We start from the raw sequence: 21750 nt of genomic DNA, 5'->3' as shown, positions 1-21750 counted from the left end.
ACGCATCTGCCATGGCCAATGAGTTTGGCACCGAGACAATTCAGAAGTAAACTAAAAGCGTGCCTTAATACTTCTGAAAGGGAGTTTTTCAAATGAAAATTGCCAACATTGACGGTCAGCCGCATCTGATCACGTCAGCGTCGACCGCACAGCCAATTACGAATGCGCCGGATGTGTTAACCGCCTTAACCCAGTCTGAATCCTTGAGGCTCGGGTCGACACTTCAATTTACCGCTGATCAGCTGGAAGCACCTATCACGACTAGCCAGCAGATTTTTGCGATCGGGATGAACTTTTTGGATCATTCGCAGGAAATTCACATCAAACTGCCAACGGTTCCAAGCGTTTTTACCAAATTCAGCAGCTCGCTGGCCAAGCCGACTGCCACAGTGCGCATGCATGGGCCCAAAACCGATTGGGAAACCGAGTTAGTCGTGGTGATCGGTCGTGGTGGCCGTGATATTCCTGAAGGCGAGGCGATGCGTCACGTCGCGGGCTTGATGGTCGGCGAAGATTTAAGCGACCGAGAAGTTCAGTTTGCCAATGCAGAACCGCAGTTTTCTTTGGCAAAGTCGTTTCAGAATTATTCACCCATCGGTCCGTGGGTCACGTCCCCGGACACGATCGCCAATTTGGACCAGCTGCAAATCACGACAACGGTCAATGGTCAGGTGATGCAGCAGGCAAGTTTGGACCAACTTATTTTTAAGCTGCCGACATTAATCCACTATCTTAGTGGGATTGTGGCACTGCAGCCCGGCGATCTCATCTTCACAGGAACGCCGAGTGGTACAGGTGTTGGCCGCGATCCGCAAATTTTTTTGAAGCCTGGGGATCAATTGACAGCGGCGATTACAGAACTAGGTGCATTACAGTTAACGATGGCATAGCGGGCTAATCATGGCGCTTCCATTTTTCTTATAAGGCCTATACCATTTTTAAATATCACTAGGAAAACGCCAACATTTAGCGTATCCTGAAGATGTCCAAAAAACATTAACGCGTTCCCCGGCGCAGAAGTCTGCATGTAAGGACCTCGGTCGCGATGGCCAAGCCCGGGCCATCACGCCCAAGGCCTCTTACACTCCGACTTCTAACCGCGCCGGCTCACGCTCACATTCTAAGAGGTGAATTTGATGTTGGAAAACAATAACTTTGATGAAGTCGTCATGAAACGCCACACTGCACGCGAATTTGATCCGGAAATTACCATCAGCAAAGGTGAATTGCTGCAGATGATTACTTATGCGACAAAGGCGCCTAGTGCGTTGAACATGCAGCCGACCCGTTTTGTTGTCGCTCAAACCAATGCTGCAAAAGAAAAAATTGCCAGTGTCGCAGGCACGAATGCTCCGGAAATTCTATCGGCATCAGCGGTGGTGCTTGTGGGTGGCGAGTTGGATTTAGGGCCGTTTGAAGAAGAGCTTTTTAAGCGGGCAGCGGCGGCAGGCTTGCTAACCGACCGCGCCGTTGAGCATCAAAAACCCATGATCGAGAAGCTGGTGGCATCGTTTGAAACCGACAAACAGGCACTGCGCGAATTTATCATTCAAAACAGCAGTCTGTCTGCTATGTCCTTCATATTGGCTGCGCGAGCTTATGGCTATGAAACTGGCGCCATGACCGGCTTTGACCACGAGAAAATTTTACCGGCACTGGATCTTGATGCCGAGCATTTCATGCCAACGCTGCTCATTGCCGTGGGTAAGCCTAAGAGCGCACCGGATTCACTTTATCGGATTCCAGCAAGTAAAGTCACCGTTTTCAAATAAACATATAAAAGCAGTTCAGATCGTCAAACTGACGAATGCTGTTGGTAGCAATCAAAAAGCGAATGACCCCGCAGTCGCACGGCATCATTCGCTTTTTGATTGCTTCTTGCAGATTCGCTGCTGACGTCTTCTTCACCAACTCAACTGCTTTAACCGCCACCAGAACCAGTAAGCAACGCCAACCAATAATAGTCCTGTGATGATGAAGATTCGCCCGATCGGTACCCAGTCAGCCAGTGGTCCGTATGCTAACATTGCAATCGGATAAATCCCGGTCGATAAAATCGCCCACAGCGAAAACACCCGGCCCAATTTGTCTGCCGGGATATTTTCCTGCAGATAAATCGTTTGTCCGGCTTGGATTAACGGGTAAAAAATACCGGAAATAAACATAAAGAACAGATAAGTGATAAATGGCTGCTTCAAACCCATTTCCGCAAATGCAATGCCGCTGCCGGCAAAGCCAATGGCAATCAAGCCAAGCTGGTCGCGAAACTTTTTGTGGCGGGCGATGAATAATCCGCCCAAACCAGCACCAATCGTCCACGACCATTCATTGAAGGTTAAATGCCACACTTCCGAGCCAAATGTCCGATTCACATATAAGGTTGAGAGTTGTGACGATGGGGCAATTAAAATAAAGGCAGCACCGGTAAACAACATAAATGCCAGCAGCAGCGGTGTCTGGCCGACATAACGCAAGCCGGCCGCGATGCCGTTTTGGCGCTTGCTATCTCGATCGTGCTGAACAGTCGGTGTCGGTACATGAACCACACCCAAGCAAAGAACCGCTAACGCCGCGGTCAAAGCATCCACGATAAAAATCCAAAAAATCCCCAGATCGCTTAAAATATAGCCTGCCAACAGCGGCGACATCACCAGCATGAGTGCCATTATAATCTGGTTATACCCGTTCACCCGCGTCAGTTGCTTAGCGGGTACCAGTTGCGGCAATAAGGCATTGGCTGCCGGATTCTCCAAACCATTACCAAAGCTACGCACAACAGCGATCACCAGCAACAGCCAAAGTTCTTGCGTCACAAAAGCAAAAACATAGGCAAAAGCAAGCGTCAAAAAAGTAACGGCAACTGCAGAGAGAACAATCAGCCATTTGCGATTATACCGATCCGCCAAAACGCCCGCAGATAATGAAATTAAAATTGCCGGTAAGGAAGTTGCCAGCGATACATACGTCATCCAGGCACCTGAGGACGTTTTTAAAGCAATGTCCCAAAGCACCGCAAAGAAGACCGTCGACGTCCCGAAAACAAATAAATTCTGACTTAATAAAAAGGCAGCGGTTTGTCCTCGCCAGCCTATTTTCGATTGTCCCAACCTAACCACCTGAAATCAGTTAAAATAGAAGCTAACTTCAGTGTAAAACAAAAGATCAAAAAATCCCAAGAATCACCACGAGGGGAGCACAATGAGCATGCCACAGAAAATTTTTATTGTTGAAGACGATGATGTGATCGCTAAAACGATCGGGAACTACCTAAATCGCTGGGCGTTTACCGTTGACCTAGTTAAAAAATTTGATCGTGTTGATGAAGAAATTCGCGCGGCCGCACCGGATTTGGTCATTATGGACATCAGTTTGCCTTATTTTAACGGTTTCCACTGGCTGAGTGAATTACGTAAGCATAGCAACGTTCCAGTCATTTTTTTGACAAGTTCCGGTGATGATATGAACCTCGTGATGGCGATGAACCTTGGTGCCGATGATTTTTTAGCCAAGCCGATCGAGTTACCGGTGTTATTGGCCAAGATTCAGGGGATGTTGCGGCGGACATACCAGTACCAGCAAACCGAAACAAATTTAACTCACGGCGAGTTTACACTTGTGCCGACCGACAATCAGCTGCGATCGCCTACCGAAGTGCTTGACATTACACCCACCGAGACGAAATTGCTGAGCCTTTTGTTTAGTGCCAATGGAGAAGTTGTCACGCGCGAAGCCATGATCGAAAAATTGTGGGAAGGCGACGAATTTATCGACCGCAATGCTTTGGCCGTTAATATGAATCGACTCCGCAAAAAGGTGGCACCGGTCGGCTTGGCCGAACTCATTGAAACGGTTAAGGGTAAAGGTTATCGTCTCGCCAGCAAGGAGGCCGGCCATGATTAAGGCCTATTACCATGCACGCTGGATGGTTTGGCTCATCCTGCTCACCTTACTTTTGACTGGCTTACTGGCCAATTGGCTGCTGAATGCTTCGATTGAGGTCATCTTCAACTTGTGGCTATTTGCCCTCATCCCATTACTCGTCATCGGTGGTTACGATTTATGGCGATTTAATCGCGAGTGGCAGCAGCTTCACGAAGACGTCTCACTGCTGGATCCCACCCAAATCACCGATCCCTTAAGCCGCGCCTATTACCAAAAAATCGCAGCATTGCAACAGGCATTGCGAAAAACAGTGATACCTATCGCGACCGGGAACAGGACACGTTAGATACGCTGCAACTGTGGACGCATCAAATCAAAACACCGTTAACGGCCTTGGATCTGTTACTGCAGATAGAACCGGTGAACGCTAATGATGCGCGTCTGGAAATCAGCAAAATCAACCGCTATCTGACGGTCATGCTCAACTATCTCAAATTGACCACGTTGAATACCGACCTCGTTTTAACCAAAGTCGCATTAAAACCGCTCGTCAATGAAACGGTCCGCGACTTGGCGAAGTTGTTCATTGCCAAGGACTTAACGGTCTCAGTCGAAACACTGCCGACCGTTATCAGTGATAGTCAATGGCTGCGGTTTATTTTCGAACAGCTCTTAACCAACGCGATTAAATATACCCCGGACGGTGCGATCCGGATTTATGCAAAAGGGGATGCTGTTTGCGTGGCTGACACAGGCATTGGCATTTTGCCGGAGGACTTGCCGCGGATTTTCGAGCAGGGTTACTCCGGCTACAACGGTCGCGCCAATCAAAAGGCTAGCGGCTTAGGTTTATTCCTCAGCCGCCAAATTGCTGAAAAATTAGGGTTGCGACTGACGGTGACGTCAAAAGTCGGCGTTGGCAGCACGTTTGCGATCCATTTTCCCCAGACCCACTGGCAGGCTGAGTAAGCCAACTTACCAGCTTGTAAGCAACCGCAGCCGACTGTAAGTAGTTTTGAAGGCCCATCCCTTTTAAGCTAGTTAGTGAAAGGGGAAGATCACATGTCAACGTTACTTAAATTAAAAAATGTCGAAAAAACCTATACCAGTCGTGGTGCCCAACCCGTTCAGGCATTGGTGAATATCAGCTTTACAGTCGAATCAGGCGAATTTGTCGCCATTATGGGTGAATCTGGTTCGGGAAAAAGTACTTTGTTGAATCTGATCGCTACCTTAGACAACCCCACAGGCGGCGAAATCACGCTCAACGGTCAGGACTTGCGCAAAGTCAAAGAAGGCGCCCGCGCCAAATTTAGGCGGGAGCATCTCGGGTTTATTTTTCAGGATTTTGACTTGCTTGACACATTTAACGTACAGGACAACATCTTCCTGCCGTTGGTTCTGGCAAAAAAGCCGCTGGCGATCATGAAAAATCGCCTAGCCAAACTTGCACCGCGGTTAGGCATCAGTGACCTTTTGCAAAAATATCCTTACGAACTCTCTGGCGGCCAGCAACAACGAGTCGCTGCCGCTCGGGCTATGATTACCGAACCGGAAATTCTGCTGGCTGACGAACCAACCGGCGCGCTTGATTCCAAAACGTCAAGTGAACTTCTAGATTTACTGACAGATGTAAACGCACAGAGCCAGCAAACTATTCTTATGGTGACGCATAGTGCCGTTGCCGCCAGCCACAGTCAACGCGTTCTTTTTATCCGTGATGGCCAAATCTTTCACCAACTTTATCGTGGCGAGCTTAACCAGCCAGACTTTTTGACCCGGATCAGTGAGACGATGACAGCCATGCTGACGAAGGAAGGCGAAGGTCAATGAAATTCTATTTCAAACTGGCCGCCACTAACCTTAAAGCCGATCGTCGGTTGTTTGTGCCATTTGTCATGACTACCAGTTTTTTGATGGCCATTAACCTGATTATGCTGAATGCCTACACCAGCAGTGATGTTCTCTTCAGCCAATTCGGTGCTGCAGCGGGCAGATCTTTATTCATGTTCGGGAGCGTCACGACGGCTATTATTTCCGTCATCCTGGTGATCTATGCCAACAATTTTCTCCGCAAGCAACGTATTCAGCAGCTGGGTTTATATAACATCATCGGCTTTGGAAAAGGCGAGCTAAGCAAAATGATGGCCATTGAAAAGTTACTGCTCCTGTTGACCACGTTGTTACTGGGCGGTCTTTTGGGTACGGTGCTTTCTCGCATTAGCTATCTGACACTCGCCAAGGCACTTCATGTCAATCATCACCTTGAGTTTGGCTTGAGCCAGCAAGCCTTCAGTATTGCCGGTATCATTACCATCAGTCTTTTCATCATCCTCATGTTTATTGATGAGATCTGGCTAATCCGCAAGCAGCCAATCGACATTGTCCGTGAACAAAGCGCTGGTGAGCGAGAACCCAAAGTTGCCTGGTTGACGTTGATCATCAGTGTCGGCTGCCTAATCGCTGGCTATACCTTGGCTGTGGTCATTACCAATCCGCTTGAGGCCATGAGCATGTTTTTCTTTGCCGTTGTTTTCGTCATCGCAGGAACTTACGGCTTATTTACTTCCGGATCGGTTTTCATCTTAAAATGGTTGCGCAACCGCCAGAACTACTACTACAAACCAAAGCATTTTATTAATGTCTCTAACCTCCTATATCGCATGCAGCAAAACGGCGCTGGCTTAGCCTCCATTGCAATTTTGGTCACCATGACGTTAATCACGCTGGCAACCACCGCCACGCTTTTCTTTGGCATCAACGAAATTGTTGACCAACAAACACCGGTGGATTTGTCTTATTCAGTCAAAGCAAATCACCAAGCCGCTGCCAGCCGCGTCACAGAACTAGCTAAGATACATCACGTCCGTGTCCGTTCAATCCGGACATTCACCGGACCATCAAGTACCTTGGCGCTGTTGAAAAAGGATCGATTGAATTCGCAAAATACTATCAGCGGTCCCTTTGGCTTTGACAATGCCCGCAGCGTCCAGTTAATGACAATTGACAGTTATAATCAATACACTGGCGAGCATCGAGCGCTTACCGGCAACAACATTTTGATTTATACGTCCAATCACTATGCCGGCAAGACTTTGAAAATTGGTGGTCAAACCTTTCACGTAGCGATACGGGCTACAAACTTTGCAAATGCGCCTAAAACGTTTATTCCCAATCTTTTCGTTGCTTTCCCATCCGAGACGCAAATGCTTGACGCGTTGCACCACCTGTATCCTAATAAATCGTCCGCTGAACTTAAATCAAGCGTGACCACAAATCAGGATGTGATGTTAAGTGGCAGTCATGCTAATCAAGTCAAGCTTTATCAAGATTTAAATAAAAGCGGCATCGCACTTCCTGACACTGTTCAGTCTCGAGCCGTTAACTATGACGACACCGCCAGCATGATGAGCAGTTTCCTGTTTCTCGGCATCGTCTTCAGCGCCACATTCATCTTGGCCACATTGCTCATTCTTTACTACAAGCAACTGGCAGAAGGGTATGCCGATGAACGCCGCTATACCATTCTGCAACGGGTCGGGCTAAGTCTGCGCGAGGTACGGGCAACCATCAACAGCCAACTGCTGATGTTGTTTTATCTGCCGTTAGTCGTCGCCGCGATGCATGTTGGCTTTGCTTTACCTTCGTCCAGCGCATCATGATGTTATTCGGTTTGCCGGACTGGCAGTTTTTCTTAACTGTCTCACTCATCACGTTAGCCATCTTCGCCGTGATCTACGTACTCATGTATCGTTTGACTGGCAACGTTTATTACCACATCGTTTCCCGCCGCCAACCAAGCAGTCGTAGGTAAGGGGACTGCCGACTTAGCAAAAATGCTGCCGCAATCCCCGACGTTTCATGTCCATTAAAAAGTGCCGCTTCTGACAGTCGTTCATTTGGTAACGACTAGATCAGAAGCGGCATTTTTTTGATCACGTTTCAGGCTGGTTGCAGCGCCTTGATCTCGGCAATCAGCTTAAGCAGGTTTTGTTCAGCAGTTTGGTAATCAGCCATTTTATCGGCAAACTGCTCATCAAACCCGGCAAGACCACCTGCCGCAAACGCATATTCAAAGGGATAAACGGCTTCATAGGCCGCGGCAAACCGCTTCAACAGATCGTGGTATTGCTCGCCGCCAAGCTGTAGCGCCATCTGAATGACTCGAAAATCCGTATACGCCATTTCAAATTGAACCGCCCAAGCCCGCATGAAATCATGCCGCGCCTGAATATGCAGAAAATGGTGCTCGGTCGTCCACGCCAACCGATTCACTGAATCCTTAACATCCAACACAATAAACCCCGCCTTTCTGTGTCACATAACTGTCTTAAGTATAAGCCTGTCCGGGCCAAAACACTTGAATAAGGCCCGGGGCAGCTAGTTTCCGGTTCATAAGTTATCGGTACGTCGTTGTGTGTGCCGATCCAATGCCCTGGCTGCCGTTTCAGACACCTCCCGCAGTGCAGCTTTCCCGCGTTTATCGCTAAGATTAATGTAAAGATCCGTGGCACTAGTGGTTGTCTGACCAAGTTGATCAGCCACTTGCTGAACATCTTTGGTCACCGTGTAAATATTTGTTCCCAACGTATGGCGCGCTTTATGCGGTGTCGATGGACGGCCATAAGCAGTCGTGTAACGCTTGAAAAAGGCTTCAATTGTATTTTGGCGAATCCGCTTCACCGTTTGCCCGACTTGGGTCACAAACAACGGTGAGGTCGGCTTTTGATAGCCAATAATGGCCGAACGTTGTTGTAAATAAGCGGTGAGATACGAGTCAATCCAATCAGCAAAATTAACCCGATCCTGAAAATTACCTTTGCGCACAACCTGTACCGTGTGCCGATCCATGTTCAGGTCTTCCAAATTCATATTAACCAGCTCACTTACGCGGACACCGGATCCAAACAGCAAAGCAATGATGGCCAGATTCCGCTGTTTAGCAGCCTCAAAATAAGCCCGCTGTTTTGAAGGCAGTTGCGCTGCATAAAGCTGGTCAAGCCAATGCAAAAACTTGGCATCTTCACCATCCACAAACAGCATTTCCTGCAACTTGTGATTCCGGTAGGCCGTCGTCTCAGTGTGCGTCTTCAATTTAACCTTATTCCAAACATTGCGGTAAAAGTACGGTTCGCCATCTGCATGCGGTTCGCTTTCTTCGGTCAAAAACCGATAAAGTGCCTTGATGCCAACCAAACGCAAGGCAACACTGCGCCGCGTCATGCGTTTATTAGGATGTGTTTTGGAAGGCCGCTCAAGCAAAAAAGCTACAAAGGCCTGAGCATCGCGTAAGGAAAGGTGTTCCAACGTTTCCAGTGGCACAGATTGCGGGGAAGAAGCCGATGTCACGCGGCTAGCGATCAGCCAATCAAGAAATTCCTGATAAAAATGCAGATACTGGTAAAGGGTAGAGTCGGCAATCGGAATCGCTTTTTGGCTGTGATAATAGTCTTGAATATAGTCGGGCAGGGAAGGCAGCATAGCGTGGATCAATTTTGGATAATTCTGGGTCGACAAACAGCATCACCTCGAACGTATGTTTTCTTTTGGATAATGTTAGTATACGCGAAAAAGGCGGCCTTTGACGAGGAAAATTGTTGAAAAAGTCTTGATCTGTCGCGGATTATCTGGAAAAAAAGAGTCACGGATGCATTGAATAAAGTTTTAGCTTTATCCAAAGGTAAACGGCGATACCCGGATAAGACTGGCAAATTCTATCAATGCATCGCACTGTTTTTAATGCGCTACCGAGCGATTTTCAACATGTGCAAGATCCCGCCATTGTCATTTCCAAATTGGGGACGACAATCATTTGCTTACAGCCACCATTTCAGTGATGATAAACGGTTTGTTGAAATATCGTCACAAACTTCAGCAATTCGTCAAATAAAGCCTGGCCATTCAAAATGAGCAATTCTTTTTGAATTTGTTAATTGGCCGAAAATTTAGCAAAATCCGTATATGATCGGATTGCGACTGGTTTTTAAGCAAAACACCAAATTAATTGTGTTGCTGGTCAACCAATGAACCTAATTGCCGTTTGTCGCAACCTCAAACTCATATCAGTACCAACTCAGCAAAATCGACTGCATGCCTGAGTGGGGGAGTGCACGCATGAAATTGTTATTGCAAAAGAATCCCTTAAAAAGTACAATCGTAAATCTCCATTCTAGTTTACATAATATATATTATACGAAGTAGTGCGTAGATTGTTAATTCAGCAGATTTTCCAGAAGTCTAAATCGATTTCTGCAAATCCATACAATCTCGTGTGCGCATAATATCTGCTCAATTGACCCCAACAGAAATTCCATGCGCGCTCACGTTCAATCGAATTTACATCAAATTTCGAACAGCAAGAAATTTACGATTCGCGGCATGCCTCATCGTTATTTCTGGCACCAGATCATAAGTTTTCGATTGAACCCAGTCGCTCTGTTTGCCTTCAAAGCTTCGCCACCATCCTGATTGGCTTTGACAATACAAAAAATCGCAACCAGAATGTCTAGCTGCGATTTAATCAAATGAAATTCATAAAACTCGACAAATTAACCTTCAAATACTTTTTGCATCGGCGGTACAACTTGCTTCTTACGTGAAACGACGCCCGGCAATGCCAAACGGGCGTTCGCATCAAACTTCTCGTTAAAGGCTGCCGCCACTTTATCGCGGTCGGCACCAACAGCAAAACCAGTAGAATTACTGTTTAAAATGTCTGTCGCAATCAGCAGGAAGTCATCATATCCCTTTGCCCGTGCTTCCTCGGTCATGGCGTTTAACAGTTCGTCCTGACGCGCGTAAATATCATTCAGATCAACGGTATTGACCTGGCCGATACGGATCGACTTACCACCCATTGTGAAGCTCTTGGCGTCGCCTTCAATAATATCCATATCGGACTTAGCAGCTAAGTTGGTACCCGCCTTCAGCATGGCGAGGCCGTAAGATTGCAAATCAATTCCAGCAATTTTGGCCATTTCAGGAAGAATCTTTTTATCCTTGTCCGTTGCGGTTGGCGATTTCAGCAACAAGGTGTCGGAAATCAGTCCTGACGCCATCAGACCGGCTAATTTCGGTGAGATTGTGTAGCCGTGTTCCTGAAACAGTTCGAAGATCACGGTGTTCGTGCTGCCGACCGGTTCTGCCCGATAGAACAGTGGTGCCGCCGTGTGGAAATTTGCAATTCGGTGATGGTCAACCACTGACGCAATCTGCACGTCTTCGATATCAGCTACACTCTGCTGAAATTCGTTATGATCTACCAGCATCACAGTGTTGGTTTCATTTGCTGCAGTTTTAATAACTCGCGGTGCTTGCGCCTTGAAATGATCCAAAACAAACTTGGTCTCGTCATTCGGTTCGCCGAGTGCTACTGCTTCAACATCTGTGTTGCCAGCCTGCTTTTGAAACTCGGCCCAGCTCATGGCACTGGTAATCGCATCCGTATCTGGGTTTTGATGTCCAAAAATCAAAGTCGTCATATTAATCGATCGCTCCTCAGCTCAATATTTACCTTTCAATCTTACCACTGTTTTCGCCGACCCGCGACAGATAATCTTTTTCTGCCAGATAGGTGTCAAACGTCTCAAAAAAATTGGCAATCCGCGGAATATCAGCCTTTTCTTTGCGATAAACGAACGAGGTCTCAAAGCGAATGGCTGGTTCGAATGAAACGGCGTGGGCCTTGATTTGATCGGTATGTGCCACCACGAAACTCGTCGGCAAAGCAGTGTTCACACCGGTGTGATTAACAAACTGTGTGAGTTGATATGGCGTGGTAAAATGAGCCACCACATGTGGAAAATCAACCATCTGATTCTTGTAAGCTTCGTGAAGCATCTGCCCTAGGAAGTAATCATCCGGATAAGTAACCCATGGTTCAGCAAGCGTATCTTTAAAATGAAGGCGCTTACGGTTTGCCAACGAATCGTCGTGATGCAAAAACAGCAATTGCTCATCGAGAATCTTCTTGCTGGCGTATGGTTTCCAGTTCTTGATCGTTTCGTCAGGCAAATTCATAATTGCCAAATCAACTTGATTGTTTTCGAGTGCTTCCCATATTTCGTGGCGGGTCATCATCCGCAAAGTAATTTCAACTTCGGGATTCAAATCATAGTAATGGGCAATGAAAGCGTTAAAAGCACTATCTTCAATCGAACTCAACAACCCAATGTTAATCTTACCCACAGTTGCGCTGGTACTTTGCTGAATCTCGTCAGTCGTCTGATTCAGGATCTCATAGATTTCGTGAGTTGCCTTCAACATCGTCCGACCAGCATCCGACAAATGCAGTTTTTTCCCGACAGAATAGAACAGCGGCGCCCCCACTGTCCGCTCCAACTTCTTGATTTGCTGCGTCAATGCCGGTTGCGTAATGCCTAACAGCTGAGCAGACTGGGTGTAGTTCATTGTTTCTGCGAGTTGCAGAAAATACGTGAGAGTCTTGGAGGAAAAAATGCGCTCTTGCTTCGTTTTCATGGGGCGGCTTCCCTTTCATTTATAAATTTATAATACTGATCATTCATCATCATAAGTGGCATTTAAAAAAAACGCAACAGATTTGCCGCGTTTTTAATCGTTACGTTAAGTTCTAACTAAACTATGCGTTGGTAGCCGGACGCGGACGCCAATTTTGCCAGCCAGTGTAATCTTGAACATGCAACAGATTTTCCGCATTCTTAACGCGATCTGCTGATGGCGGTTCGATGCCTTCTAGTGGGTAGGTAATGCCTAGTTCATGGTATTTCTTGACCCCCAGCGTGTGGTAAGGAAGGATCTCGACTTTCTGAACCACATTCTTATCTAACGTTGCAATATAATCGCCTAACCGTTTAAGGTAAGGATCAAAATCGGTACGTTGCGGTACTAACACGTGTCGGATCCACATATCATCACCGTGAGAAGACATATATTGAACCATATCCAAAATGTTTTCGTTTGGGAATCCCGTTAATTTCTTGTGCTCAGCGGAATCAATGTGCTTAATATCTACCAATGAAATATCGGTAACCGCCATGAGTTTCTCAAATTGGCCAAACCAAGGCTGATCACGCGTGAACGGTCCACCTGACGTATCGAGACAAGTTGAAATACCAAGCTCCTTGGCTTTAGTAAAGAGTTCCAGGATAAAGTCGATTTGCACTAGACTTTCCCCGCCGCTGCACGTAATCCCGCCTTGTTCGCCCCAGAAGGCCTTATAGCGCTGCGCATCAGCTAGAATCTGATCTGCCGTCATTTCCTCACCGACGCCGATATTCCACGTATCAGGATTGTGGCAATATTGGCAGCGCATGCGACACCCTTGCATGAAGACGACAAACCGAATTCCGGGACCGTCGACTGAGCCGAAGCTTTCGACTGAGTGAACGTAGCCTTTAATTGGGCCTTCATGATCCTGCCCGACCTGTTCCAGAATATTTAACGGGCTTTGTGATTGATCGATAAGTTTCATCTGTGCCGCCTCCACTGCTAGTATGCTGATAGTTTTCAAACGATTTTCATTTCAGTTTGTCAAAAAACGGCAACAGCAACGTTGCCGCCTTTTGACAAAACAGGAACGATTTCCTGTTTTGATGTTGAGTTGACTGGTTTACATTTCGTCGAAGAATGTCCGTGCGATAACGTCATCTTGCTGTTCCTTCGTTAGGTCTGCGAAGTATACGCAATAGCCTGAAACCCGGACAGTTAAGGTTGGGTATTCTTCTGGGTGCTTCTGCGCATCGATCAACGTTTCCTTGTTGAAGACGTTGATATTCAGATGCATGCCGCTGTTTTCCATATAACCGTCCACCATATGAACCAAGGTGTCCTTACGGGTTTCATCATCATGTCCCAAGGTGTTTGGTGTAACCCCGAACGTGTTACTGATACCGTCTGTTGCGTAATGGTATGGAATCTTAGCGGTGGACATCAGTGAAGCCAAGGCACCGTTCTTTTCAGCGCCGTATGCTGGGTTAGCACCTGGTGAGAATGGTTCGCCTTTCTGACGGCCGTTTGGTGTAGTTCCGGTATTCTTACCATAAACCACATTAGATGTGATGGTCAGAACACTGGTACTCAACTTGGCACCGCGATAGAGATGATGAGTGTTCATCTTATTATAGAAGGTCTTCACCAACCACTTAGCGATGTTGTCGGCTCGATCGTCATTGTTACCATAACGCGGATAGTCGTCGTTGTCAGCAACAAAGTCAACCGCAATACCATTTTCATCGCGAATCACTTTAACGTGGCCATACTTGATAGCACTGATAGAGTCAACTGCATGTGACAAACCGGAAATACCGGTTGCAAACGTCCGGTTCAATCGCGTGTCCTTCAATGCTAACTGTGCTGCTTCGTAGTAATACTTGTCATGCATATAGTGAATGACATTCAGTGCGTTAACATAAACATCTGCTAACCAGTCCATCATCTTGTCGAATTTCTTCATGAATTCGTCGTAATCGATGTAGTCGCTGGTGATTGGTTCATATTCAGGACCCACTTGTGCTTCCTGGATTTCGTCTTTACCACCATTGATGGCATATAAGACGGTCTTTGCTAGGTTAGCTCGAGCGCCAAAGTACTGAACACCGTCTGCGATCGGCTGTGCGGATACACAGCAAGCGATGCCATAATAGTCTGTGCCCCATTCGTTACGCATCAAGTCATCGTTTTCGTATTGAATGGTTGAACTTTGGATGGAAACTTCGGTTGCGTAACGCTTGAATCCTTCTGGCAAACGTTCGCTCCACAATAGCGTAATGTTTGGTTCCGGTGCTGCGCCCATGTTGTCTAAGGTCTTCAGGAACCGGAATGCGGTCTTGGTAACATGATGCCGACCATCATTACCCATACCAGCCAAGGACAAAGTTGCCCAGATCGGATCGCCGGAGAAGAGTGAATTATATTCTTCAGTCCGGATGAACCGAACCATCCGCAACTTCATAACCAAATGATCAATCAGTTCCTGAGCCTGTTCTTCGTCTAACTTGCCGAGACGCATATCCCGCTGAATATAAGCATCGATAACCGTATCGATCCGACCAACGGACATCGCCGCACCATTTTGCGTCTTAACGGCTGCAAGATAGCCAAAGTAAATCCATTGGACAGCTTCTTGAGCGTTTGCAGCTGGTCGCGAAATATCATAGCCATATTCTTTGGCCATTTTCTTCATATCGTTCAAAGCACGATACTGTTCGTTGATTTCTTCGCGAAGTTTGATGACATCATCGGTCATTTCGCCGTCGCCGGTCAAGTTGTAATCATTAACCTTCTCTTCCATCAAGCGATCAATACCATAAATAGCAATTCGTGGAAAGTCTGAGACGATTCGGCCACGGCCATAAGCGTCAGGTAACCCAGTCACGATCTTGTAGTGACGAGCCTTGCGCATTTCCGGTGTGTAAGCGTCAAAGACACCTTGGTTATGGGTTTTACGATATTCGGTGAAAATCTTGTGTTCGGCAGGATCGGTTTCGAAGCCATAAGCTTTCAAAGCGTCTTCCGCCATCCGAATACCACCAAACGGCATGAAGGCACGTTTGAAAGGCTTGTCAGTTTGAACGCCAACAATCTTTTCAAGATCTTTGTTGAGATAGCCAGGGCCATGTGACGTAATGGTTGATGGAATGTTGTTGTCTGCATCCAAAACGCCGCCATTAGCACGCTCTTGCTTCTTCAAGTTCAGAACCTGATTGTTCAAAACAGTTGTTGCTTCAGTGGGGCCAGCAAGGAAACTCTCGTCCCCATCATATTGGTTCAGGTTATGCTCGATAAAATCGCGCACATTGATTTCTTCTTGCCAGTCGCCGCCGTTAAAGCCTTCCCAATAATTAGGAACTTTGGTTTCGTCAAGCTGTTTCATAGGTGTTTGCCTCCTAAAGTGAATTACAGATGTGACAGTTCTTACAAACTCAGTATAACACGGCGCGGAATCTATGCAAGCGTTTTATTTCCCATATAACAAGGGTTCTTTTGTTTTTTTAGTGTATTTGACTGTTTCATAAAAATTGCTTAAGGGCTAATTTGATAAATTGTGCACAATATTTCTGTACTACAATAACAAAAAATAGCCACCTCTGTAATAGTACAGAGGTGGCTTTCACTAGATTTCTTGTTTAGTCCTTTTCCGGAATCACTTCACGGGTACGGACAAAGATTGGTTTCCCTTGAACATCCGTATCAATGACAAATGACCCGTTAGAGTATCGATCCCCGGTTGGGTGTTGACTTGGCGTCAGCGTGACAACCTTGTCAGCATCCGTCAACACATCCAAGTGGGTTTGCTCGTCAACTGCCATCATGGCGACGATTCGGTGCGGATCGCGCTTAAGCTCGCGCAAGACCAGTAAACCGCGCCGCGCCCGACTCATTTCGCCGACTTCACTTAATGCCATTCGCTTGAAGGCCCCGCGTTGCGTCAGGATGCCAACAACCGCACTTTGCGGATCTTTAACCAGAATGAAGTTAACAACCTCGTCTTCCGGTTTTAGATCCATACTTTTAACGCCGGTTGCCCGTGCGCCAACGGTCGAAACATCGGCTAACGGGAACATTAATCCATAAGCGTGCCGACTAACAACAAAAACATCCTGGGACTGATCGGTGGTGAAATAAGCATTAGTGACCACAGCATCCGCCTTCTTAAGCTTCATGGCCAGCATCGGTTTACGTTTGTAAGTCCGTTGCGGTTGTAAATCACTCAACGCTGTCTGTTTAATATAGCCATCACTGGAGCCCAGAACAAAACTACCGGCAACGTCCAGCTGATCAAAGGCAAATACTGCCAATACCTTTTCATCGGTGCCAAGTCCGACTGTCTGGCTCAGATGCTCGCCGGTATCTTTCCAACGAGCGTCACCGATTTCATAAACAGGTCGATAAATAATATTTCCAGCATTGGTCACAATATAAAGGTGTTGCAGCGTACGCAATTCGCCTGTGAAAATGGCCAGGTCGTTCGCCTTGAGCCCATTATCGTCAGGATCAACGGCTTGGTAACTGCGCAATGAACTACGCTTTACGTAACCATCCCGTGACACCTGAACCATGACTGCCTCATCCGCTACTGTCACTGTCGTTGCGACTTCAAGTGTTTCGATTTTTGCCTGGATGCTGCTACGGCGATCATCCCCATACTCCTTGGCAATCCGCTTCAATTCCTGCTCGATGACCCGGTCACGAGCAGCAGGTCGCGCCAGAATGTCTTGATAACCAGCGATGGCCTTAGCCAGCTGGGCCGCTTCGTTTTGCAAGGCAGTAATGTCGGTATTGGTCAGGCGATACAGCTGCAGGGACACAATGGCTTCTGCTTGCGCTTCGGAAAAATCAAACTGCTTAACCAGATTACGCTTGGCATCGCCTTTATCCTTAGAAGCACGAATAGCCGCGATCACCTGATCCAGAATCGAAAGCATCTTGATCAAGCCTTCAACGATATGTTGACGCGCCGCTGCCTTGTTCAACTCATAGCGCGTACGGCGAGTGACCACATCACGGCGGTGGGCAACGTATGCTTCCAGCATGGCCTTCAACCCTAGCAGTTTTGGCTGCATATCGGCGATGGCCACCATATTAAAGTTATAAGTGATCTGCAGGTCGGTATTTTTGAAAAGATAATTCAAAATACCTTGTGCATCGGCTTCTTTCTTAAGCTCAATGACGACACTTAAACCAAAACGGTCACTTTCATCCCGAACTTCAGCGATACCGTCGACTTTCTTGTTAAGGCGCAGTTCGTCAATTTTCTTGATCATTAAGGCTTTATTGACATCGTAAGGGATCTCGGTAACGACAATCTTTTCCCGTCCGCCGCGCATGGTTTCGATATGTGTACGTGATCGAACGACAATCTTACCGCGGCCGGTTTCATACGCCTGCTTGATGCCGTCAAGTCCCTGAATAATCCCGCCGGTCGGAAAATCTGGACCTTTGACATATTGCATCAAGTCGTTTAAGTCAGCTTGCGGATGCTTTAACAAGTACAAAATGGCTTCCACTACTTCGCGTAAGTTATGCGGCGGAATTTCAGTCGCGTAACCAGCAGAAATCCCGGTGGCGCCATTAACCAGCAAATTGGGAAATCCAGCCGGTAAGACGGTTGGCTCCTGTGCCGTGTCATCGAAATTGAGGACCATGTCCACGGTCTCTTTATCGATATCAGCTAGCATTTCTTTACTGATTTTGCTTAGGCGCGCTTCCGTATATCGCATAGCGGCAGGCGGATCGCCGTCCATCGAACCGTTGTTACCATGCATTTGAATCAAAGGTGCCCGCAATTTCCAGTCCTGGCTAAGCCGGACCATCGCTTCATAAATCGAACTATCGCCATGCGGATGATAGTTGCCCATCACGTTACCGACACTTTTAGCCGATTTACGAAAACCTTTGTCATAAGTGTTGCCATCTTGATTCATCGCAAATAAAATTCGGCGCTGAACCGGTTTTAATCCATCACGAACATCTGGCAAGGCCCGTTCTTGAATAATGTATTTCGAGTACCGGCCAAACCGGTCGCCCATGACCTCTTCTAAGGTCAACTCCTGAATCTGATTGGCCAATGGTTTTTACTTTCCTTTCTTGTCTAACTGTTTAACGATTTGTTTGGCACCAAACTGCAACTTTTCGTGGTTGGCTGTCGGTGTTTCCAAAATGCTACCGTCATCATCCATGTCAAACTTAACGTGGTGTTCAATCCATTCGCGCCGGGGTTCGACCCGATCGCCCATCAAAGTCGTGACCCGCCGTTCGGCTAGCTGGGCATCATCGATTCGCACTCGAATCAACGTCCGCGTTTCCGGATTCATGGTGGTTTCCCACAACTGATCAGCATTCATTTCTCCAAGTCCTTTGAAACGGGTCAGCGTATAACCCTTCCCCATAGCCTTGGTTTCCTTTGCCAGTTCTTCATCAGTCCAGGCATAGCTAATCTTAGTCTTGGCCCCAGCGCCTTTTTGCAGCCGATACAGTGGCGGTAACGCAATATAAACTCGGCCGGCATCAATCAGCGGTCGCATATACCGATAAAAGAATGTCAGCAGCAGAATCTGAATATGCGCACCATCAGTATCCGCATCGGTCATGATAATGATCTTGTTGTAATTAGCCTGCTGGATATCAAAGTCCGCCCCGACACCGGCACCGATTGTGTAAATCATCGTATTGATTTCTTCGTTCTTAACAATATCCTGCAGCTTTGCTTTTTGCGTATTCAGGACTTTCCCGCGCAACGGTAAAATTGCCTGAAACTTGCGATCCCGCCCTTGTTTGGCAGAACCGCCAGCCGAATCCCCTTCGACCAGATAAAGTTCATTACGTTTAGGGTTTTTGGTCTGTGCTGGCGTTAACTTACCGGAAAGCAGGCCTTGATCTTTTTTCCGCTTACGGCCGGTCCGACTGTCATCGCGTGCCTTACGCGCTGCTTCACGGGCATCCCTAGCCTTAACCGCCTTACGCACCAGTTCCTGGGATTCTTCGCCATTTTCCATCAGAAAAGTGGAAAGATTTTCGTAAACAATGCCGTCGACGACTGTTCGTGCCTGCGGAGTGCCTAGCTTACCCTTAGTCTGACCTTCAAACTGTAGGATTTCTTCAGGAATCCGCACGCTTAAAATACCAGCAAAGCCCTCCCGAACATCACTGCCCTCAAGGTTCTTATCACGGTCTTTTAACAAGCCGACTTTGCGCGCAAACTCATTAAACGCCCGGGTCATCCCGCTGCGCAACCCGATTTCGTGCGTGCCGCCATCGCCAGTGCGCACATTGTTAACGAAGGAAATAATGTTTTCGGAATAGCCATCATTATATTGGCCGGCAAAGTCAACCACAATGCCGTCCTTCTTGCCTTCAAAATTAATGACTTGCGACAGTGCATCTTTGCCTTCATTAAGATACTTGACGAAACTAACCAAGCCATCAGGATAGTGGTACTGATCCCGCTTGCCTGTGCGCTCGTCAATTAAATTAATTGTGATATTTTTCAGCAAAAAGGCTGATTCGCGTAACCGTTCAGCGAGTGTATCATAATTAAAAACCGTGGTCTGGAAAATTGTCGGATCCGGCTTGAAGGTAATCGTGGTGCCATTTGGCTCGTTCACCTTACCCAGCTTTTGTAGACCACCATCTGGATGACCGCCATTGATAAAATGTTCTTCAAAGGCGCGTTTGTCGCGGACAACCCGCACGGTCAGTGATTCAGATAAGGCATTCACAACACTGGAACCGACCCCGTGAAGACCGCCTGAGGTTTTATAGCTATTTTGGTTAAACTTCCCGCCAGCGTGCAGCACCGTTAAGATCACTTCAATCGTTGGCTTGCCGCTGGGATGCATCCCCGTTGGCATCCCCCGTCCATGATCCTGCACGGTAACCGAATTATCGGCGTGAATGGTTACATTGATTTCGTCCCCAAAACCCGCGAGCGCTTCATCGACTGAGTTATCCACGATTTCATAAACTAAATGGTGCAACCCGCGGCCATCGGTGGATCCAATATACATCCCAGGCCGCTTGCGAACGGCTTCCAGGCCGTGCAGCACCTGAATGGATGAATCATTATATGCTTGCGTTGCTTTGTCCATAATAAACTCCCTTTTTGAAACAACTAATTTATAGAATACACCACGCACCCGCAGAGCGCGAACAAAGCATGACTAAAAATGCTTAGAAAACGGCGCGAGGGCGATCTCAGCTAACAATTCGCACGCGGCTATTTTACGAGCTACCTATTTCCGTTGTCGCCTTTGCATCAATAAAAAGTCTGCGTCGACGTATCTTTGGATCATTTAACCCATTGCCGCGAATCGAATGTGTGTTCGCATTATTTTAACGGCGTATCACTCAAAAGTCAAAAATGCTAAAATAGTTTTTAAGTCTGAGAGGAGGGGCACACTTGGTTCTTGTGCTTTGTTTTATACTCGCTTATTTCATTGGTGCCATCCCGTTTGGTGTGGTGATTGGCAAGGTCTTTTATCATATCGACATTCGCAAAGGTGGCAGTCATAATATTGGAACGACCAACGCTTATCGGATGCTAGGACCGATTGGCGGAACACTGGTGTTGCTACTGGATATTCTTAAAGGAACATTGTCAGCCAGTTTACCTATTTTGTTTGGGATTGACCATCACTGGCTGATTCTGATTGTCGGGTTGGCTGCTGTCTTAGGTCATACCTTTTCGATTTACATTCATTTCGAAGGCGGCAAAGCAGTGGCAACCAGCGCCGGCATTTTACTGGCGTATAATCCAGAATTTTTCTTTATTGCCTTTGCCATCTGGTTTAGCCTGATCTTACTGACGTCCATGGTCAGCGTTGCCAGCACACTTGGCATGGTGATCATCACCAGCTGGTCGCTTGTTTATCACGACTGGTTACTTACAACCGTGGCGTGTGGCCTGCTAGTTGTTTTCCTCATTAAACATCGTGCGAATTTTAAACGTATCAAGGCCGGCGATGAGAACATGGTGCCATTTGGCCTCGGTCTTTACTTACGTCAACACCACCGACATCAATAAAGGCAACAAAACATGCTACACAAAAAGACATCCTTGGGTATACTCCTACTGAGGTAGACAAGCAAATAATTAAAGCTTGTCTGCCGAGGAAGGAGTATTTTTTATGGGCCGAAAAGGTTCGAGATACAGCGTAGAAGAAAAGCTTTACTATATTGGTTTAGTGAAGGGGGGTATGTCACCTAACGCCATTCGAGAAGAGTACGGTGTCCATCCTTCACATGTGGTTCAGTGGATAGAGCGGTATGATGCGGGTGGCGTGGACGCACTGGCCAAACGCCGCGAGCAGCGGAGGTATTCAGAGGAGTTCATGCTCAAGGTAGTCCAAGCATACCTTACAGGTGGCACATCATATCCGCAGTTAGCTAGAC

General features: G+C 47.2%; 15 protein-coding genes and 2 pseudogenes. 8 read left to right on the top strand and 9 right to left on the bottom strand.

What is annotated here, in order from left to right:
- The first annotated feature begins 92 nt into the window (after positions 1-92).
- Together BVJ53_RS08530 and BVJ53_RS08520 are read left to right on the top strand one after the other, a co-directional pair.
- Positions 93-890, top strand: a complete 798-nt coding sequence (locus tag BVJ53_RS08530) for a fumarylacetoacetate hydrolase family protein (protein ID WP_129302043.1) — start codon at positions 93-95, stop codon at positions 888-890.
- A 246-nt stretch (positions 891-1136) separates the two neighbouring features.
- A complete protein-coding gene (locus tag BVJ53_RS08520) occupies positions 1137-1772 on the top strand; it encodes a nitroreductase family protein (RefSeq protein ID WP_129302042.1) in 636 nt (211 codons plus the stop codon).
- 132 nt (positions 1773-1904) lie between these two features.
- Here the strand turns inward: BVJ53_RS08520 and BVJ53_RS08515 are convergent, their stop codons facing one another.
- On the bottom strand, positions 1905-3107 hold the full coding sequence (locus BVJ53_RS08515) for an MFS transporter (RefSeq protein ID WP_129302041.1): 1203 nt from the start codon (positions 3105-3107) through the stop codon (positions 1905-1907).
- Positions 3108-3204: 97 nt separating this feature from the next.
- On the opposite strand from BVJ53_RS08515, the gene BVJ53_RS08510 reads away from it, so the two are divergent.
- The 4 genes and pseudogenes from BVJ53_RS08510 (at position 3205) to BVJ53_RS08495 (ending at position 7696) form a co-directional block, all read left to right on the top strand.
- On the top strand, positions 3205-3900 hold the full coding sequence (locus BVJ53_RS08510) for a response regulator transcription factor (protein WP_129302040.1): 696 nt from the start codon (positions 3205-3207) through the stop codon (positions 3898-3900).
- Positions 3893-4851 (top strand): annotated as a pseudogene (locus BVJ53_RS08505) (sensor histidine kinase). The gene BVJ53_RS08510 and the pseudogene BVJ53_RS08505 overlap by 8 nt, the downstream one beginning before the upstream one ends.
- A 93-nt stretch (positions 4852-4944) precedes the next feature.
- Positions 4945-5715 (top strand): ABC transporter ATP-binding protein, encoded by a 771-nt coding sequence (locus BVJ53_RS08500; RefSeq protein ID WP_129302039.1) that lies wholly within the window; start codon positions 4945-4947, stop codon positions 5713-5715.
- Positions 5712-7696, top strand: a pseudogene (locus BVJ53_RS08495) (FtsX-like permease family protein). Before BVJ53_RS08500 ends, BVJ53_RS08495 begins: the two are co-directional and overlap by 4 nt.
- A 128-nt stretch (positions 7697-7824) precedes the next feature.
- On the opposite strand, the gene BVJ53_RS08490 reads toward BVJ53_RS08495, so the two are convergent.
- From BVJ53_RS08490 to parE, 8 genes are all read right to left on the bottom strand, one after another.
- Entirely contained in the window at positions 7825-8178 is a 354-nt protein-coding gene (locus BVJ53_RS08490; RefSeq protein ID WP_047106130.1) for a hypothetical protein, read from the bottom strand.
- Positions 8179-8274: 96 nt separating this feature from the next.
- Positions 8275-9399 carry a tyrosine recombinase XerS gene (xerS, locus tag BVJ53_RS08485; protein ID WP_129302038.1) on the bottom strand — a complete coding sequence of 375 codons (1125 nt, stop codon included), beginning with the start codon at positions 9397-9399 and terminating at the stop codon, positions 8275-8277.
- A gap of 1031 nt (positions 9400-10430) precedes the next feature.
- Positions 10431-11363 carry a manganese-dependent inorganic pyrophosphatase gene (locus BVJ53_RS08480; protein ID WP_129302037.1) on the bottom strand — a complete coding sequence of 311 codons (933 nt, stop codon included), beginning with the start codon at positions 11361-11363 and terminating at the stop codon, positions 10431-10433.
- A 28-nt stretch (positions 11364-11391) separates the two neighbouring features.
- The gene (locus tag BVJ53_RS08475) at positions 11392-12360 is read right to left on the bottom strand and encodes a LysR family transcriptional regulator (protein ID WP_129302036.1); all 969 of its coding nucleotides are present in this window, start codon (positions 12358-12360) and stop codon (positions 11392-11394) included.
- 121 nt (positions 12361-12481) lie between these two features.
- On the bottom strand, positions 12482-13333 hold the full coding sequence (gene pflA, locus BVJ53_RS08470; protein ID WP_129302035.1) for a pyruvate formate-lyase-activating protein: 852 nt from the start codon (positions 13331-13333) through the stop codon (positions 12482-12484).
- Between the two features lie 138 nt (positions 13334-13471).
- Positions 13472-15733 carry a formate C-acetyltransferase gene (gene pflB, locus BVJ53_RS08465; RefSeq protein ID WP_129302034.1) on the bottom strand — a complete coding sequence of 754 codons (2262 nt, stop codon included), beginning with the start codon at positions 15731-15733 and terminating at the stop codon, positions 13472-13474.
- 253 nt (positions 15734-15986) lie between these two features.
- Positions 15987-18428 carry a DNA topoisomerase IV subunit A gene (gene parC / locus BVJ53_RS08460; protein WP_129302033.1) on the bottom strand — a complete coding sequence of 814 codons (2442 nt, stop codon included), beginning with the start codon at positions 18426-18428 and terminating at the stop codon, positions 15987-15989.
- A 6-nt stretch (positions 18429-18434) separates the two neighbouring features.
- Positions 18435-20447: a DNA topoisomerase IV subunit B gene (gene parE, locus BVJ53_RS08455; RefSeq protein ID WP_129302032.1), complete on the bottom strand. Its 2013-nt coding sequence runs from the start codon at positions 20445-20447 to the stop codon at positions 18435-18437.
- Between the two features lie 311 nt (positions 20448-20758).
- On the opposite strand from parE, the gene plsY reads away from it, so the two are divergent.
- Both plsY and BVJ53_RS08445 read left to right on the top strand, forming a co-directional pair.
- Positions 20759-21382 (top strand): glycerol-3-phosphate 1-O-acyltransferase PlsY, encoded by a 624-nt coding sequence (gene plsY / locus BVJ53_RS08450; protein WP_129302031.1) that lies wholly within the window; start codon positions 20759-20761, stop codon positions 21380-21382.
- Positions 21383-21485: 103 nt separating this feature from the next.
- The coding region (locus tag BVJ53_RS08445) for a helix-turn-helix domain-containing protein (RefSeq protein ID WP_331250562.1) at positions 21486-21750 on the top strand (265 nt) is incomplete at its 3' end.

Origin of the sequence: Lacticaseibacillus chiayiensis (genome assembly GCF_004123795.1) — a bacterium.
GTDB classification, from domain to species: domain Bacteria; phylum Bacillota; class Bacilli; order Lactobacillales; family Lactobacillaceae; genus Lacticaseibacillus; species Lacticaseibacillus chiayiensis.
The sequence above is the reverse complement of the archived record's forward strand: the minus strand, read 5'-3'. Positions and strand labels throughout refer to the sequence as shown.